Below are 14,410 nucleotides of genomic sequence, written 5' to 3'. Positions count from 1 at the left end.
TGGGCGAAGGACAGCATCTCCCACGATCGCCCCGCTTTTTGCGGGTGCGAAGAGAGGAAGCTATCACAATGCAGGGGCCGGTCAACTTGCCGCCTCGGTCAATCCTTTCCGCTAGGGCAGGAGTGTCACAATGCTTCGGCTGCGGCCACGCCGCTCGCCCAAGCCCACTGGAAGTTGTAGCCGCCCAGCCAGCCCGTCACATCGACCGCCTCGCCGATCGCGAAGAGGCCGGGAATGCGTTTTGTTTCCATGGTCTTGGAGGACAGTTCGGCAGTCGAGATACCGCCCACGGTCACTTCTGCCTTGGCGAAGCCTTCGGTCCCGTTGGGGTGGAAAGTCCAGCGCTTCAGCCGCTCCTGCGCTGCCCTCAGCGCCTTGTCGCTCGCATTGCCGAGTTCGGTTTCGATCCCCAGCTTTTCTGCAAGGATGTCGGCCAGACGGTCCGGCAATGCATCCCGCAACAGCGAACGCAGGGTCGCGCGCGGCGCATCGCGCTTCGCATCGAGCAGCCAGTCGCCCTGCCGGTCGGGCAGGAAATCGATGACCACCGGTTCGCCCGGCTTCCAGTAGGACGAAGCCTGCAGGATCGCCGGGCCGGACAGGCCGCGATGCGTGAACAGAGCGGCTTCGGGAAAACTGGCCTTGCCCGCAGTGGCGACGACCGGCGCGGATACGCCCGAAATCTCGCGGAACAGCACTTCCTCGCCGCCCAGCGTCAGCGGGACGAGGGCAGGGCGTGGTTCCACCACCTTGAGGCCGAACTGGCGGGCGAGGTCATAGGCGAAGCCGGTCGCGCCCATTTTCGGAATGGAGGGGCCACCCGTCGCGATGACGAGGCTCGGCGCGATAGCCACTTGCCCGCTGGCCATGACGGCGAACCGGTCCCCGTCATGCTCGACCGCGGTGACTTCGGCATTGCAGCGTATATCGACGCCTCCCTTGGCGCATTCCTCCAGCAGCATCTCGACGATCTGCTTCGACGAGCCGTCGCAGAACAGCTGGCCGAGCGTCTTCTCGTGCCAGGCGATGCCGTAGCTTTCGACCAGTTCGAGGAAGTCGCGCGGCGTGTAGCGGGCTAGCGCCGACTTGGCGAAATGCGGATTGGAGGACAGGTAGTTCGCCGGCCCCGCGCCGATATTGGTGAAATTGCACCGGCCGCCGCCCGAAATCAGGATCTTCTTGCCGGGCTTCTCCGCCTTCTCGAGCACGAGCACGCGGCGCCCGCGCTGCCCTGCACGCGCGGCGCACATCAGCCCGGCCGCGCCCGCGCCGAGGATTATCGCATCGTAGCTTTCGGACACTCAGGCCTCGTCGAGCGGATATTCCGGCTTCTGGCGCGCGGCGATGAAGTAGAGCAGCGTCCCAGCAGCGAAGAAGCCTCCCAGCACCATCCACGACTGCGCCTGCGCCTGAGAGGCGATGAACAGCGAACTGCCCACCGCGACGATGACGCAGAACAGGTGGAAAGGCACGATCCGCCCCTCGCGATGTTCGAGCACCGGAAGGGCGAGGCTGGTCACGATATAGGTGATGAGGCGCACCAGCGTGCCGGCCACGGCCAGCACCTCGAACCCTTCCCACAGGCCGAACAGCACGGCCAGCACGCCGTAGAACAGGATCGCGTTGGAGGGGGTGAGGAAGCGCGGGTGCACATATTCGAACCAGCGCGGCAGCATGCCCCGCTCGGCCATGCCGTACATCAGGCGCGGCTGCGCGACCCCGCTGGCGAAATTGTTGGCACCGATGCTGAAGCTGGCGGCAATCACGATGGCGAGCGATCCGGCTTGCCCCATCGACGCTCCGGCGGAACCGGCCAGCGCATTGTTCTCGCCCGCGAATTCCGGGCCGATCAGGATGAAGGCCCAGATGACCGCCATGTAGATCAGCGTCACGCCCGAGACCATGAAGATGATCGAGCGCGGCACGTCGCGCTTGGGATCCTTGAACTCGCCCGCCGCCTCTACCACGCCTTCGAAGCCGATGAAGGCGTAGAAGGTGAGCAGGATGACACTTTCCACCGCGCTGAATTCGGGCAGGGTCACCGCACCCAGCTCGCCACCGGCGAAGAATGCGGACACGACAAGCGCGCCCAGCGGCAGCAGCTTTATCGCGGTCATCACGCCCAGCGTCCCGACCGACGCGCGCATGCCGTAGAGGTTGATGATGGTGATGATCGCAAGGCCCAACGCCACCGCCAGCGGTGCGATCACCGGATCGTCGAGGCCGGGGAAGAGCGCGGCGAGATAGGCCACCATGACGTGCATGTTGGCTGCGGCGGTCACGATCGCGCTGGCATAGCGCGCCCAGCCGGCCTGGAAGCCGACGAAGCGCCCGAACGCCGCCTCGCCATAAAGCACCGAACCGCCGCTGTGTTCGAACCGGCTCGCCATCCAGGCGTAGCACAGGGCCAGCGGCAGGAAGAGGATCCCGCCGATCAGCATCATCCACGGCGCGAAATTGCCGACCGCGGCGACCAGCACTGCGGGCAGGGCGAAGATGCCCGCCCCGATCATGCCATTGAGGGGAAACAGTGAAGTGCCCCAGAAGCCCACCGTGCGCGGCGGCGCGATTTTCTGTCCGTTCATGCCGGGGGGATGGCGCGAAACGCGGCTTTGCACAAGCAGGCCTTTGCCTAAGCCGCAATGGCGCACTATCTGAAGGCCCCATGTCGCGCAGCAAGGCCGGATCCCCCAACGACCCGAGAGGCAAGGAGCGGTTCCACGAGGAACGCGCGACCAAGGTCGTGGCCAGCGCCCAGCCCGACCTCGAAGCGGGCATCACGGCGATCCGCGAAACGGTGAAGACGCTCAAGCCGCGGCCGGGCGTCTACCGCATGCTCGATACGCGCGGCGACGTGCTGTACGTCGGCAAGGCCCGCAGCCTGAAGGCGCGCGTGGCCAATTACACTCAGGTGAAAGGGCTTTCGAACCGGCTCCAGCGCATGGTCAGCCAGTGCCGCGCGATGGAAATCGTCGTCACCAATTCGGAAGCCGAGGCGCTGCTCCTCGAAGCGCAGCTGATCAAGCGCTACCGCCCGCCGTTCAACGTGCTGCTGCGCGACGACAAGAGCTTCCCCTTCATCCTGCTGCGCGCCGACCATGCCTTCCCGCGCATCCAGAAGCATCGCGGCGCGCGGCGGGCAAAGGGCAATTACTACGGCCCCTTCGCCAGCGCCGGATCGGTCAACAAAACATTGAACGCGCTGCAGAAACTGTTCCTGCTGAGGAGCTGCACCGACAGCTTCTTCAACAATCGCGACCGGCCCTGCCTGCTTTACCAGATCAAGCGGTGTTCGGCCCCCTGCGTCGGGCGGATCGACGAGAAGGGCTATGACGCCCTCGTGCAGGAAGCGAAGGACTTCCTGTCGGGAAAATCGGGCGCAGTACAGGCCAATATCGAAAAGCAGATGGCGAAGGCGGCAGAAGATCTTGATTTCGAGACTGCCGCCATCCTGCGCGACCGGCTGCGCGCGGCGACCTTTATCCAAGGGTCACAGGCGATCAATGCCAGCGGCGTCGGCGATGCCGATGTCTTCGCACTGGCTGCCAAGGGCGGGCAGATCGGCGTGCAGGCCTTCTTCATCCGCGGCGGGCAGAACTGGGGGCACCGCGCCTTCTTCCCGCGCAACACCGGCGACCTCGATCACGAGGAGGTGCTGGCCGACGTCCTGCTGCAATTCTACGAAGAAGTGCCGCCGCCGCGCACGATCCTCGTCGACCGCGAACTGGCCGAGCAGGAACTGATCGCCGAGGCGCTGGCGGAAAAGGCCGGCCACGTGGTCGCCATCTCGATCCCGCAGCGCGGCGACCGCCGCAAGCTGATGCAGCAGGCGCAGCGCAATGCGGTGGAAGCGCTCGACCGGCGGCTGGCCGAAAGCGGCACCAAGGCGAAGATCCTGCGCGAACTCGCCGAATTCCTCGAGCTGGACGAGGTGCCGCAGCGCATCGAGGTTTACGACAACAGCCACATCCAGGGCGACAAGGCACTGGGCGCGATGGTCGTTGCCAGCCCCGAAGGCTTCGAGAAGGGCCAGTACCGCAAGTTCAACATCAAGACCGCGCAGACCAATGACGATTTCGGCATGATGCGCGAAGTCATGGCGCGCCGGTTCCGCAACCTTGCAGAGAACCCCGACGGCGATGCGGGCAAGAAGAACAGCCATGAGACGGTCTGGCCCGACCTCGTCCTGATCGACGGGGGCAAGGGGCAGATGTCCTCCGTGCGCGACACGCTGGAAGAGATGGGGATCGAGAACGTGCCGCTGATCGCCATCGCCAAGGGCCCGCACCATGGCCGCGAAGGGCGCGAGGTGTTCCATTTCCCCGACGGGCGCGAAAAGACGCTGCCGGTCAATTCGCAGCTGCTGTTCTACCTCCAGACCCTGCGCGACGAGGTCCACCGCTATGCCATCGGCGCCCACCGCGCCAAGCGCAGCCGCGCGATTACCGCGTCCCCGCTGGACGAGATCCCGGGCATCGGCCCTTCGCGCAAGCGCGCGCTGCTGTTGCACTTCGGCACGGCGGGCAAGGTCCGTGCCGCCGCGCTAGACGATCTGAAGCGCGCGCCCGGCATCTCCGACAGCGTCGCGCGGCAGATCTACGACTTCTACCATGCCGGCGGATAGGGACGGGGGCACGGGCACGCTGCGCCGCTGGTTGCGGCTGGTCGGGCTCGCCTTCGTGCTGTTCGTCCTGCCGATGCTGCTGGTCTGGCCGCTGGCGAGCTTCCTCGTCGAACAGGCCGCCGAACTCGGTTCGGTCAGCCCTGCGGCTGCCTTTGCCCTCGTCGTCGGTTTACTGGGCCTCGATGCCGTCGCGATGATCCCGCACGGGCTTATCGGCGCACTGGCAGGCACGGCGCTGTCGTGGCCGCTCGCAGCCTTCGCGACATGGTGCGGCATCATGCTGGCAAGCTGCATCAACTACGCCATCGGCCGCCTTGCCGGTCGGCCGCTGGCCCGCCGGGTGGTGGGCGAGGCCGACCTTGCCGCAGCAGAGGCCCGCGCCGGCAGCCTGTCCGGCCTGATCCTGTTCGGAACGCGGCCCGTGCCGGTGATCGGCGAAGTCGTGCTGGTCGCGGCGGGTATCGCCCGCTTTCCGTTTCTCCGGTTCCTGCTGTCCGTCGGACTTGCCAATGCGCTGCTGGCACCGCTCTACGCGGGCCTACCCGTCCTTCTGGCCGATGCGGACCCCGAGCGGCTGCTTACCGTGGCGACACTCGGCATTCCGCTGTTGTCGCTCGCTGCCTATGGCGTGGTACGTCTGGTGCGGCGTCAGATTGATGCAGGTCAATGAGGCTGCGACGCTCCATGCTACAATAGCGTCATCAGGCCCGGATATCCCCCCTTTCCGGGACGATGCACCGCATTGGGAGACGCGCCATGAAATCGATCCTGTTCAATGCCTATGCCGACAAGGGCCATGCCCGCCGGCTCGATCTCGCGCTCGACCTGGCGCGGGTGTTCGACGGGCACCTGACGTTGCTCAATGCCGTTCCCTACGAGGCCGCGGGCACGATCGATCCCTATGGCGCTGCCTTTGCGGCCATGGTCCCGATCTGGCGCGACGAGGCGAAGAAGCTGCGCGAGAAGACCGAGGCCGATCTCGCCAATGAAGGCGTGCCGTGGGAATTCGTCGAGACGGCGGGGCCGGTCTCGCTCTCGCTGTTGCGGTTCTCGGCGCTGGCGGATCTCGTCGTCATCGGCGAGCGTGAGCCGCGCGGCGGCGGCAAGGCGCCGTCCTTCACCGCGGGCGAGGTCGCGCTGGGCACCGATTGCCCGGTGCTGGTCCTGCCCGACGAATGCGAGCGGATCGATTTCGACAAGCCCGCAATCGTCGCCTGGGACGGTTCGCCCGAAGCCTCGCACGCGCTGCGTTCGGCCGTGCCGCTGCTGGCGAAGATGTCCAACGTCTACCTCGTCATGGTCGGCGAGGGGAAGAAGGAGAAGAAGGAGTTCGACCTGCCGCCGCTGCGCGGGGCCGACTACCTCTCGCGCCACGGCATCGCCTGCGAACTGGTCCAGCTGGCCCCCGACGACAAGGGCGTCGCCCATGCCATCCAGAGCGCGGCCGACACGCGCGGCGCGGGGCTGATCGTGATGGGTGCCTATGGCCGCATGCGCCTCGCCGAACGCCTGTTCGGCGGCGTAACGCGCGAAATGCTGACCGATGTGAAGATCCCCCTGCTGCTCAAGCACTGAGCAGCAGGAAGCGGCAATACCTGTTAAGCGTCAGTCGCGGGCGGGCTTGCCGCCCTTGAACTTGCCGGCAAACTTCTTGCCCTTGGCCGGCCCCTTGCCGGGACCCTTGCGGAACGGTGCGCCGGGTTTGTGGCCCGGACCCTTGCCGGGGCCTTTTCCGGGGCCTTTGCCGAAGGGCTTGGGCCGCACGCGCGGGCCGTCGGCATTGTCGCGATTGCCGAACTTGCGGTTCTGGCGCGCTTCGATGCGAGGGCCTTCGGGTGCTTCCTCGATCGGGATCGCGTCCTGCTCGTCCTCGGCAGAGGCAGTGCGAGCGACGGCCTGCGCAAACTTGGGCGCGATGGTGCTGGGCACCTGGAACCAGCTTTCGTGCTGGCCGATGCGGATCGCGCCGATTTCGTTGCGGGTGATGTGGCCGCGGCGGCAGAGCAGCGGCAGGATCCAGCGCGGCTCTGCATTCTGGCGGCGACCGACGCCGATCTTGAACCAGACCACGTCCTCGAAGCCGGGGCGGTGGCGGTCCTGCTTGGCCTTTTCGCGGCCTTCCGGCGTGTTCGAGGCGAGCTCTTCGGGTTCCGGCAAGCTGGCGCGCAGCGAGTGGACGAGCGCGGCGGCGATGTCTTCCGGCGGCATCCGGCCGAGGAGGTCGGCGGCCAGTTCGCGGTCATCGTCCGACACGTCGCGCGGTTCGGTCAGGCGTTCCATCAGGCGCGTCTTGTCCTTGGCGCGGATCGCCTCGGGCGTGGGCGCGTCCATCCATTCGGCAGCGATATTCGCGCCGCGCAGCATGCCTTCGACGCGGCGGCGGCGGTTGTAGGGGACCACGATGGCGGCGGTGCCCTTCTTGCCGGCGCGGCCGGTACGGCCCGAGCGGTGCTGCAGCGTTTCCGCATCGCGCGGGATCTCGACATGGATGACGAGGCTGAGCGTGGGCAGGTCGATGCCGCGTGCAGCGACGTCGGTCGCCACGCAGACGCGTGCGCGGCGGTCGCGCAGGGCCTGCAGCGCCTGGTTGCGCTCGCTCTGCGAATGCTCGCCCGACAGCGCCACGACGCCGAAGCCGCGTTCCTGCAGGGTCGCGTGCATGCGGCGCACATTGTCGCGCGTGGCGCAGAACAGGATGGCCGTTTCCGCCTCGTGGAAGCGCAGCAGGTTGACCACCGCGTTCTCGATCTCGGCCGGGCCGACGGTAATGCACTGGTAGGCGATGTCGCCGTGGCCGCGATCCTCGCCGCGCAGCGTCAGGCGCAGGGCATCGGTCTGGTAGCGTTCGGCCAGCCGTTCGATTGGCTTGGGCATGGTGGCGGAGAACAGCAGCGTGCGGCGCGTTTCGGGCGCTGCGTCGAGCAGTTCTTCGAGGTCTTCGCGGAAGCCCATGTCGAGCATCTCGTCCGCTTCGTCGAGCACCACGCCGAGCAGGCCGGTGAGGTCGAGCGAACCGCGTTCGAGATGGTCGCGCAGGCGGCCGGGCGTGCCGACGACGATGGCCGGGCCCGCGCGCAGGTTGCGGCGTTCCTTGCTCGCATCCATCCCGCCCACGCAGGTGGCGATGCGCAGGCCGGCTTCGGCATAGAGCCAGCCGAGTTCGCGGCTGACCTGCAGCGCCAGTTCGCGCGTCGGTGCAACGACGAGGGCGAGCGGGCGCTCGACCAGCGGCAGGGTCGCGGTTTCGGCCAGCAGGGCGTCAGCCAGCGCGAGGCCGAAAGCGACGGTCTTGCCGCTGCCGGTCTGGGCGGACACGATGAGGTCGCGGCCCTGCGCTTCCGGCTCGACGACGGCGGCCTGGACGGGGGTAAGCGCGGCATATCCGCGCGCGGCGAGAGCATCGCCGATGGGCGCGGGAAGGTGTTCGAAAGACATGGATACTCGTTTCAACGGGGGGAGCGCAGGGCGGCATTGTGCCTGTCACGGGCGCTGCAAAGCGAGCCCTATAGCGCAAAGCGCAGCGTTTGGCTGCAAGTTTTTTGCAGGTGCGAAATGAAGGGCGCGGCGAGGTGCCGCTGCCGGCCTATTTCGCGCGGCGGATGACGCCTTCCTGCGCCACGCTGGCGACGAGCTGGCCTTCGCGGTTGAAGATGCGCCCGCGGTTGAAGCCGCGCCCGCCGCCGCTCCACGGGCTGTCGGTGGCATAGAGCAGCCATTCGTCGGCGCGGGCCGGGCGGTGGAACCAGATGGCGTGGTCGAGGCTGGCGCCCTTCAGCTCGCCGCGGGCCCAGGAAAGGCCGTGGGGCAGGGCGCTGGTGCCGAGCAGCGTGAAGTCGCTGGCATAGGCGATGACTGCGCGGTGGATCGCCGGGTCGTCCTCGATCGGCGGCAGCGGGGCCACGGCCCTGAACCAGCTGTGGGCGGCCGGCGGCTTGGGCTCTGCGTTCATCCAGTGCAGCTTGTCGGAGGTGCGCATCTCGATCGGGCGGGGGCGCAGCATCAGGGTGCGCTGCACCTCGGAAACCTCGCCCATCTGTTCGAGGAAACGGCGGCGCAGCTCTGTGTCGGGGACGAGGTCCTCGGGCGGCGCGACATCGGGCATGGGGCTGTCGGCGTGCTCCAGCCCCTCTTCCGGCTTCTGGAAGCTGGCCGTGAGGTTGAGGATCGCGGACGCCTCGCCTTCGCCGACCTGCTGGCGTGCGACGACCCGCCGGTTGGCGAAGCTGCGGCCGTCGAAGTCGGACGCGACCTTGTAGTCGATGTCCACCCCTTCGCGCCCGCCACGCAGGAAATAGGCGTGGAGCGAATGCGCCTCCATCCCTTCCGGCGCGGTTGCCTGTGCGGCTTGCAGGGCCTGCGCGACCACTTGCCCACCGAACACGCGGCCGATGCCGCCCGGCTGCTGTCGGCCGGTAAAGCGGTCCTGGCCCGCAGTGGCCACGGTAAGCAGCCGGACGAGGCCGGCGACGAGCTGTTCGGGAGTCTTGGTGTCGGTCACGCAGGCGCTTTGGGATGCTGCGCGATAACCGTCAAGCAGGCGCGTTCAGCCTGTCTTGCGCAGGCGGCGCAGGGCCCTCCATGCAAGCGACTTGCCGGTGTTGCCCTGCGGCCAGCGCCCGGGGGGGCGCGGGCTCAACCCGAAGCGGCGCAGCGTCCCGTTGAAGCAGCGCGCCGCGCTTTCGGCATAGCTCCATTCGCTGCGCCAGGTGATCGAGAGCGAGATCGAACTGGCTGGCCCGTTGCGCACGAAATGCGGCGCCATGACCGGCACGTAGACGGCTTCACCGGGCCCGATGGCGAAGGGCGTGCCGCCCTCCAGCAGCGTATTCGACCACGGCAGTTCGCGCGGTCCGCCAAGGTGATAGCTCTCGTGCACCGTGTCGGGGGCGAAGCGCGCATCGCCTGCGGGAAATTGCGTCATCGTCTTCGAACCGACCAGCTGCAGCAGGATATTGTGCTCCGGGTCGAAATGGTACGGCGTCATGGCGTCGGGGCTGGAGATGAAGATGAAGCCTTGCGGAGTCAGCATCTCGCCCGTCTTCGCCTCGATCGCGGGGCGCAGCTCCTCCAGCAGGTCGAGCAGCAGGTCGCGATAGGCCGGGACCTGTTCGATGTTCTTGAGCACGGCCCAGCTGTCGCTGCTGGCGATATGGCGGATCGTGTCCTCGATCGAGAGCCCGTTCGGGGCGGGCTTTCCGTCGACGCCGATGGGCAAATTGCCGCGGTTGTATTCGAGACTGGCGGCGGGAAGCCGGGAGGCGAGGGTGGCCAGCGCGTCCAGCGTCAGCCGCTCGTCCTCGCCCAGCGCATGGGCCAGCGTATGGGGGCGCTCTGGATAGGCCGATGCAAAGCGGGCCAGTGTCTCGGGCGGGAACACGCTCATGCCCGTTTCTCCTGCTTGCGCTCTTCCAGCCAGGCGAGCGCCCCGCCGACCTTGCGCCGGATGCCGCTGCCGATGGGGATGGTGTAATAGGCGAAGGGGCGGCGCTCCATCCAGATGCGCTCGATCATCGAATGGCCGGGCTCGGCACAGCTGTCGCACCAGTCGATTGCCCCGTCCCCGAGCAGGGCCAAATTCTCGACCTGCAACTGCAGGCCCGGCGAAAAGCGGGCGAAATCCTCGTCGAAGGCGGTCTTGAAGGCGAAGGCACCGGGCGGGGACAGGAAGGTCGCAAGCATGGCGATCGGACGGTCATCGCAGGTCAGCGCCAGCCGTTCGAGGCGGCCCGTGGCAGCGGCACCGGCAAGCGCCTGCCGGAAAAGCTCCGCCGTGCGCTGGTCGTCGGCCAGCGCGGAGCCGGCCGAGCCTTTCCAGCCCCGCTGTTCGAGCGCGAGAAAGTCTGCGGTCCAGTCGTCGAGACCCGTCTCGCCGCGATCCTGCCGCCATTCGATCCGGCCCAGTTCGGCAAGGCGCTTGCGCTGGCGGCGCAGTTCCTTGCGGGCCTTGGCGGTCATGGCGCGGGCGAGGTATGTCGCGGGGTCGAGCGGGCTGCGCAGCTCTGCACGCTCACCCCCATAGACCTTGCGCATCGATCGGCCGCGCTTCCGGCACTCCTGCGCGAGAGCTTCGACCAGCGGCTCGCCCACAGAGGCACTGCGTAGGTGGAAGAACAGGGCATCGCCGGCAGCCGCGTCGAGCCAGTCGAGACAGGCGGACCAGAAGCGCTGCTCCTCGCCCGTTGCAATGAGCGGGTTGCCGCTGAAGATGTTGGGATGGAGCCACCCGGCAAGATGCGGCAATCGCCGCCCGTGGTAAGACGTGCTGCGCGCGATCGGGATCAGGCCGCGCAGCTTTCCGTCGGCTACGAATAGGCCGAGACCTGTCTGCCCATCGGGGTCGAAAGCGGTCAGCGAGGGCATGAGATACCAGCGTTCGTAGAAGGGGTTCGGCGTGCTGGCATGTGCAGCCAGGTCATCCCAGCTGTCCGCCAGCAATCCCACTTCCGGATCGCGCCAGGACCGCAGATGGAAGCCGTCCGCCAGCGGGCACGCGCCACTGGCACGCCGCTGATCATCCTGAACGGGCAGCGGATGCCGGCTCATCGTCCAATCCTGTTGAGGGTCGCAGGCTGCGCCCTTCCTTCAGGAATATGTGTACCACGGGAACACACAAAAGCGGTTAACACCGACCCATGAAAAAGGGCGGCGGCACCCGTGGATGCCGCCGCCCCCTTTGTTTTCAGAGGTTAAGATCAGCCGGCTGCAAGCGCTGCGAGCAGCAGCAAGGCAACGATGTTGGTGATCTTGATCATCGGGTTCACGGCCGGACCTGCGGTATCCTTGTAGGGATCGCCCACGGTATCGCCGGTCACGGCAGCCTTGTGGGCTTCCGAGCCCTTGCCGCCGTGATTGCCGTCTTCGATGTACTTCTTGGCATTGTCCCATGCGCCGCCACCGGCGGTCATGGAAAGCGCCACGAACAGACCGCCGACGATCACGCCGAGCAGCAGTGCGCCCAGCGCCGCAAAGCCGTTGTCCTGGCCCGCGATCAGGGTGATCACGTAGTAGACTACGATCGGTGCGAGCACCGGCAGCATCGAAGGAATGATCATTTCCTTGATCGCGGCCTTGGTCACGAGGTCCACGGTCCGGGCATAGTCCGGCTTGGATTCGTAGGTCATGATGCCCGGGTTGTTGGCGAACTGGTCGCGCACGTCGACCACCACGTCGCCCGCTGCACGGCCCACGGCGGTCATGCCCATCGCACCGAACAGGTACGGGAGCAGCGCGCCGAGCAGCAGGCCCACGATGACGTAGGGGTTCTCGAGGCTGAAGTTCACCTCGGCATCCGGGAAGAATTCCCGAAGGTCGGTGGTGTAGGCAGCAAACAGCACCAGCGCGGCAAGGCCGGCCGAGCCGATGGCATAACCCTTGGTCACGGCCTTGGTGGTGTTGCCCACGGCGTCGAGCAGGTCGGTCTTCTCGCGAACGCTGTCGTCGAGACCGGCCATTTCGGCGATGCCGCCGGCATTGTCGGTGACGGGGCCATAGGCGTCGAGCGCCACGACCATGCCCGCCAGCGCCAGCATTGCGGTGGCGGCATAGGCGATGCCCATGAGCCCTGCGAGCTGGTAGGTGACGATGATGCCGGCAACGATCAGGATCGTCGGCAGCGCGGTCGATTCAAGGCTGATGGCAAGGCCCTGGATCACGTTGGTGCCGTGGCCCGTTTCCGAAGCCTTGGCGATCGAGCGGACCGGACGGAAGTTCGTGCCGGTGTAGTACTCGGTGATCCAGATGATGAGACCCGTGATGGCAAGGCCGATGACCGAGCACCAGAACAGGTCCATGCCGTTGAACGGAACCATGTCGGTGCCGCCGTTGATCACGCTCGTCATGTCGCCGCCGAGGGCGAACTGCATCACGAAGTAGATCAGCGGGATCGACAGGACGGCGGTGACGCCGAAGCCCTTGTACATCGCGCCCATCACATTCGTCCCGTTGCCGAGGCGCACGAAATAGGTCCCGATGATGCTGGTCAGGATGCAGGCACCGCCGATCAGCAGGGGCAGGGCCATCATCGGCATCAGCAGGTCGCCGAGGCCGGCCAGCAGCAGCGCGGTCAGCACCATGGTGGCGCCGACGGTCACGACATAGGTTTCGAACAGGTCGGCAGCCATGCCGGCGCAGTCGCCCACGTTGTCGCCAACGTTGTCGGCGATCACGGCGGGGTTGCGCGGATCGTCTTCGGGGATACCTGCCTCGACCTTGCCGACGAGGTCGGCGCCGACGTCTGCGGCCTTGGTGAAGATACCGCCACCCAGACGCGCGAAGATCGAAATCAGCGAAGCGCCGAAGGCAAGGCCGACGAGGCCGTCGATCACGTGGCGGTCATTGGCAGCGAGGCCAGCGGGGCCGGTCAGGTACCAGAAGAACACCGCGATCGCGAGCAGCGCGAGGCCGGCGACAAGCAGGCCGGTGATGGCACCGGCGCGGAAGGCGAGGGTCAGGCCCTGCTGCAATCCGCTCTGCGCCGCGGCTGCGGTACGCACGTTCGAGCGCACCGAGATGTTCATCCCGATGAAGCCCGCGACGCCCGACAGGATCGCGCCGATGACGAAGCCGACCGCGGGAATCATCCCGAGGAAGACGAATACGAGCACGGCCACGACCACGCCGACGAAGGCGATGGTGGTGTACTGGCGCTTCAGATAGGCCTGCGCACCCTCCTGGATGGCGCCGGCGATTTCCTGCATCTTTTCATTACCGGCACCCGAATTGAGCACCTGGCGGCTGGTGAAGATGCCGTACACGACGGCAAGCAGTCCCAGCACGATGGCTATGAGAACTAAGTCCACGAAAATGTCCCCTCCCGTTTTTTGATTATGCAACCCGACATGGGAGACGTCGGAGCACGTTGCCGAGGGGTATAAGGGCCAAACCTTGCCTGACAAGGCCCGAAAAGGCGGCTTTGCGGGGTTTTTGCCCGGCTATCGGGCAATATCAGTGCGTGTAGCCGAGTTTGCCTTCGGGCGGCGATCCGTCGAGCAGCAAGGGCTCGTCGCCCTGCGCCAGCACCGTGCCGATGCGCGTGACCGGATGGTGGGCGTCAAGTCCCTCCGGTCCGGTGGCGAGCAGGACGTAGTCGTCACCCCAGCGCATGGCCTCATCGAGCCTGCCATCGGGCGCCATGGACGCGATGGAATCGCTGTCGAGGTGGAGCGTCACTCCGCTCGCCCGCGCGATGCGCGAGGCATCGAGCAGGAGGCCATCCGACACGTCCATCATGGCCCTTACGCGGGGGGCGAGCGCCTGCCCGAGTTCCAGCTGCGGGCGCGGGCGGCAATAGGCGCTCTCGTCCCCGCCGGTCCCGTCGCGCAGCGCCTCGAAGCCCAGCAGGGCCTGACCGATCGGGCCGCCCAGATAGACTGCATCGCCGGCCCGTGCGCCGCTGCGCGAGGGGACGGGTACGTGGGTCGCCCGGCCGATGGCGGTGCAGCCCCAGGCGCGCGTGCCTTCGTTGCGCACGGTGTCGCCGCCTAGCAGGGGCACGCCGTATTCGGTGCAGACGGCACGAAGCCCTTCGACGAAACGGTGGTCGTCATCGCCAAGCATGTGTGACACCAGCAGGCCGAGCGGCTGAGCGCCCTTGGCGGCAAGGTCGGACAGGTTCACCGCGACCAGCTTCCACGCCACGTCGGCGGGGTCCTGCCCGTCGAGCGTGTGCACGCCCTCGACCATGGTGTCGTGGGTGAGGACCAGCGTCTCGCTGCCCAGTTGCAGCACGGCGGCATCGTCTTCGAGCCCGCGCGCGGCGGGAGAGGTGGCCAGCGCCTTCAGCGCCTC

11 protein-coding genes are annotated in these 14,410 nt (G+C 67.0%); 3 read left to right on the top strand and 8 right to left on the bottom strand.

Translation table 11 applies throughout. The features are described 5' to 3' along the window. Positions 1-125: 125 nt before the first annotated feature. Both LC083_RS02575 and LC083_RS02570 read right to left on the bottom strand, forming a co-directional pair. The gene (locus LC083_RS02575) at positions 126-1,301 is read right to left on the bottom strand and encodes an NAD(P)/FAD-dependent oxidoreductase (protein ID WP_226699063.1); all 1,176 of its coding nucleotides are present in this window, start codon (positions 1,299-1,301) and stop codon (positions 126-128) included. Beyond that, the gene (locus tag LC083_RS02570) at positions 1,302-2,585 is read right to left on the bottom strand and encodes an APC family permease (protein WP_226699062.1); all 1,284 of its coding nucleotides are present in this window, start codon (positions 2,583-2,585) and stop codon (positions 1,302-1,304) included. It abuts the gene before it with no gap. An 80-nt stretch (positions 2,586-2,665) separates the two neighbouring features. On the opposite strand from LC083_RS02570, the gene uvrC reads away from it, so the two are divergent. The 3 genes from uvrC to LC083_RS02555 all read left to right on the top strand — a co-directional run bounded on the left by uvrC (position 2,666) and on the right by LC083_RS02555 (position 6,199). Next, on the top strand, positions 2,666-4,624 hold the full coding sequence (gene uvrC / locus LC083_RS02565; RefSeq protein WP_226699061.1) for an excinuclease ABC subunit UvrC: 1,959 nt from the start codon (positions 2,666-2,668) through the stop codon (positions 4,622-4,624). Beyond that, positions 4,611-5,294: a VTT domain-containing protein gene (locus LC083_RS02560; RefSeq protein ID WP_226699060.1), complete on the top strand. Its 684-nt coding sequence runs from the start codon at positions 4,611-4,613 to the stop codon at positions 5,292-5,294. Before uvrC ends, LC083_RS02560 begins: the two co-directional genes overlap by 14 nt. An 86-nt stretch (positions 5,295-5,380) precedes the next feature. Continuing rightward, positions 5,381-6,199 carry a universal stress protein gene (locus LC083_RS02555; protein WP_224830923.1) on the top strand — a complete coding sequence of 273 codons (819 nt, stop codon included), beginning with the start codon at positions 5,381-5,383 and terminating at the stop codon, positions 6,197-6,199. Between the two features lie 30 nt (positions 6,200-6,229). On the opposite strand, the gene LC083_RS02550 is transcribed toward LC083_RS02555, so the two are convergent. From LC083_RS02550 to thiL, 6 genes are all read right to left on the bottom strand, one after another. Continuing rightward, the gene (locus LC083_RS02550) at positions 6,230-8,059 is read right to left on the bottom strand and encodes a DEAD/DEAH box helicase (protein ID WP_226699059.1); all 1,830 of its coding nucleotides are present in this window, start codon (positions 8,057-8,059) and stop codon (positions 6,230-6,232) included. Between the two features lie 148 nt (positions 8,060-8,207). Beyond that, positions 8,208-9,122: an acyl-CoA thioesterase gene (locus tag LC083_RS02545; protein WP_226699058.1), complete on the bottom strand. Its 915-nt coding sequence runs from the start codon at positions 9,120-9,122 to the stop codon at positions 8,208-8,210. Positions 9,123-9,167: 45 nt separating this feature from the next. Beyond that, entirely contained in the window at positions 9,168-10,007 is an 840-nt protein-coding gene (locus tag LC083_RS02540; RefSeq protein ID WP_226699057.1) for a cupin-like domain-containing protein, read from the bottom strand. Beyond that, a complete protein-coding gene (locus tag LC083_RS02535; RefSeq protein WP_226699056.1) occupies positions 10,004-11,167 on the bottom strand; it encodes a GNAT family N-acetyltransferase in 1,164 nt (387 codons plus the stop codon). The genes LC083_RS02540 and LC083_RS02535 overlap by 4 nt, the downstream gene beginning before the upstream one ends. Before the next feature lie 149 nt (positions 11,168-11,316). Then, complete coding sequence (locus tag LC083_RS02530; RefSeq protein WP_226699055.1) at positions 11,317-13,422, bottom strand: sodium-translocating pyrophosphatase; 2,106 nt, start codon at positions 13,420-13,422, stop codon at positions 11,317-11,319. A 145-nt stretch (positions 13,423-13,567) separates the two neighbouring features. Further along, on the bottom strand, positions 13,568-14,404 hold the full coding sequence (thiL, locus tag LC083_RS02525; protein WP_226700002.1) for a thiamine-phosphate kinase: 837 nt from the start codon (positions 14,402-14,404) through the stop codon (positions 13,568-13,570). Between the last annotated feature and the right edge of the window lie 6 nt (positions 14,405-14,410).

Origin of the sequence: Qipengyuania gaetbuli (genome assembly GCF_020524765.1) — a bacterium.
GTDB classification, from domain to species: Bacteria; Pseudomonadota; Alphaproteobacteria; order Sphingomonadales; family Sphingomonadaceae; genus Qipengyuania; species Qipengyuania gaetbuli_A.
This window is presented reverse-complemented; position numbering and strand designations above follow the sequence as displayed.

Bases quoted from the DNA above. Each gene is read 5' to 3' on its own strand.
- LC083_RS02570 (WP_226699062.1), bottom strand. From the start codon at position 2,585: ATGAACGGACAGAAAATCGCGCCGCCGCGCACGGTGGGCTTCTGGGGC.
- LC083_RS02535 (WP_226699056.1), bottom strand. From the start codon at position 11,167: ATGAGCCGGCATCCGCTGCCCGTTCAGGATGATCAGCGGCGTGCCAGT.
- uvrC (WP_226699061.1), top strand. From the start codon at position 2,666: ATGTCGCGCAGCAAGGCCGGATCCCCCAACGACCCGAGAGGCAAGGAG.
- LC083_RS02540 (WP_226699057.1), bottom strand. From the start codon at position 10,007: ATGAGCGTGTTCCCGCCCGAGACACTGGCCCGCTTTGCATCGGCCTAT.
- LC083_RS02560 (WP_226699060.1), top strand. From the start codon at position 4,611: ATGCCGGCGGATAGGGACGGGGGCACGGGCACGCTGCGCCGCTGGTTG.
- LC083_RS02555 (WP_224830923.1), top strand. From the start codon at position 5,381: ATGAAATCGATCCTGTTCAATGCCTATGCCGACAAGGGCCATGCCCGC.
- LC083_RS02550 (WP_226699059.1), bottom strand. From the start codon at position 8,059: ATGTCTTTCGAACACCTTCCCGCGCCCATCGGCGATGCTCTCGCCGCG.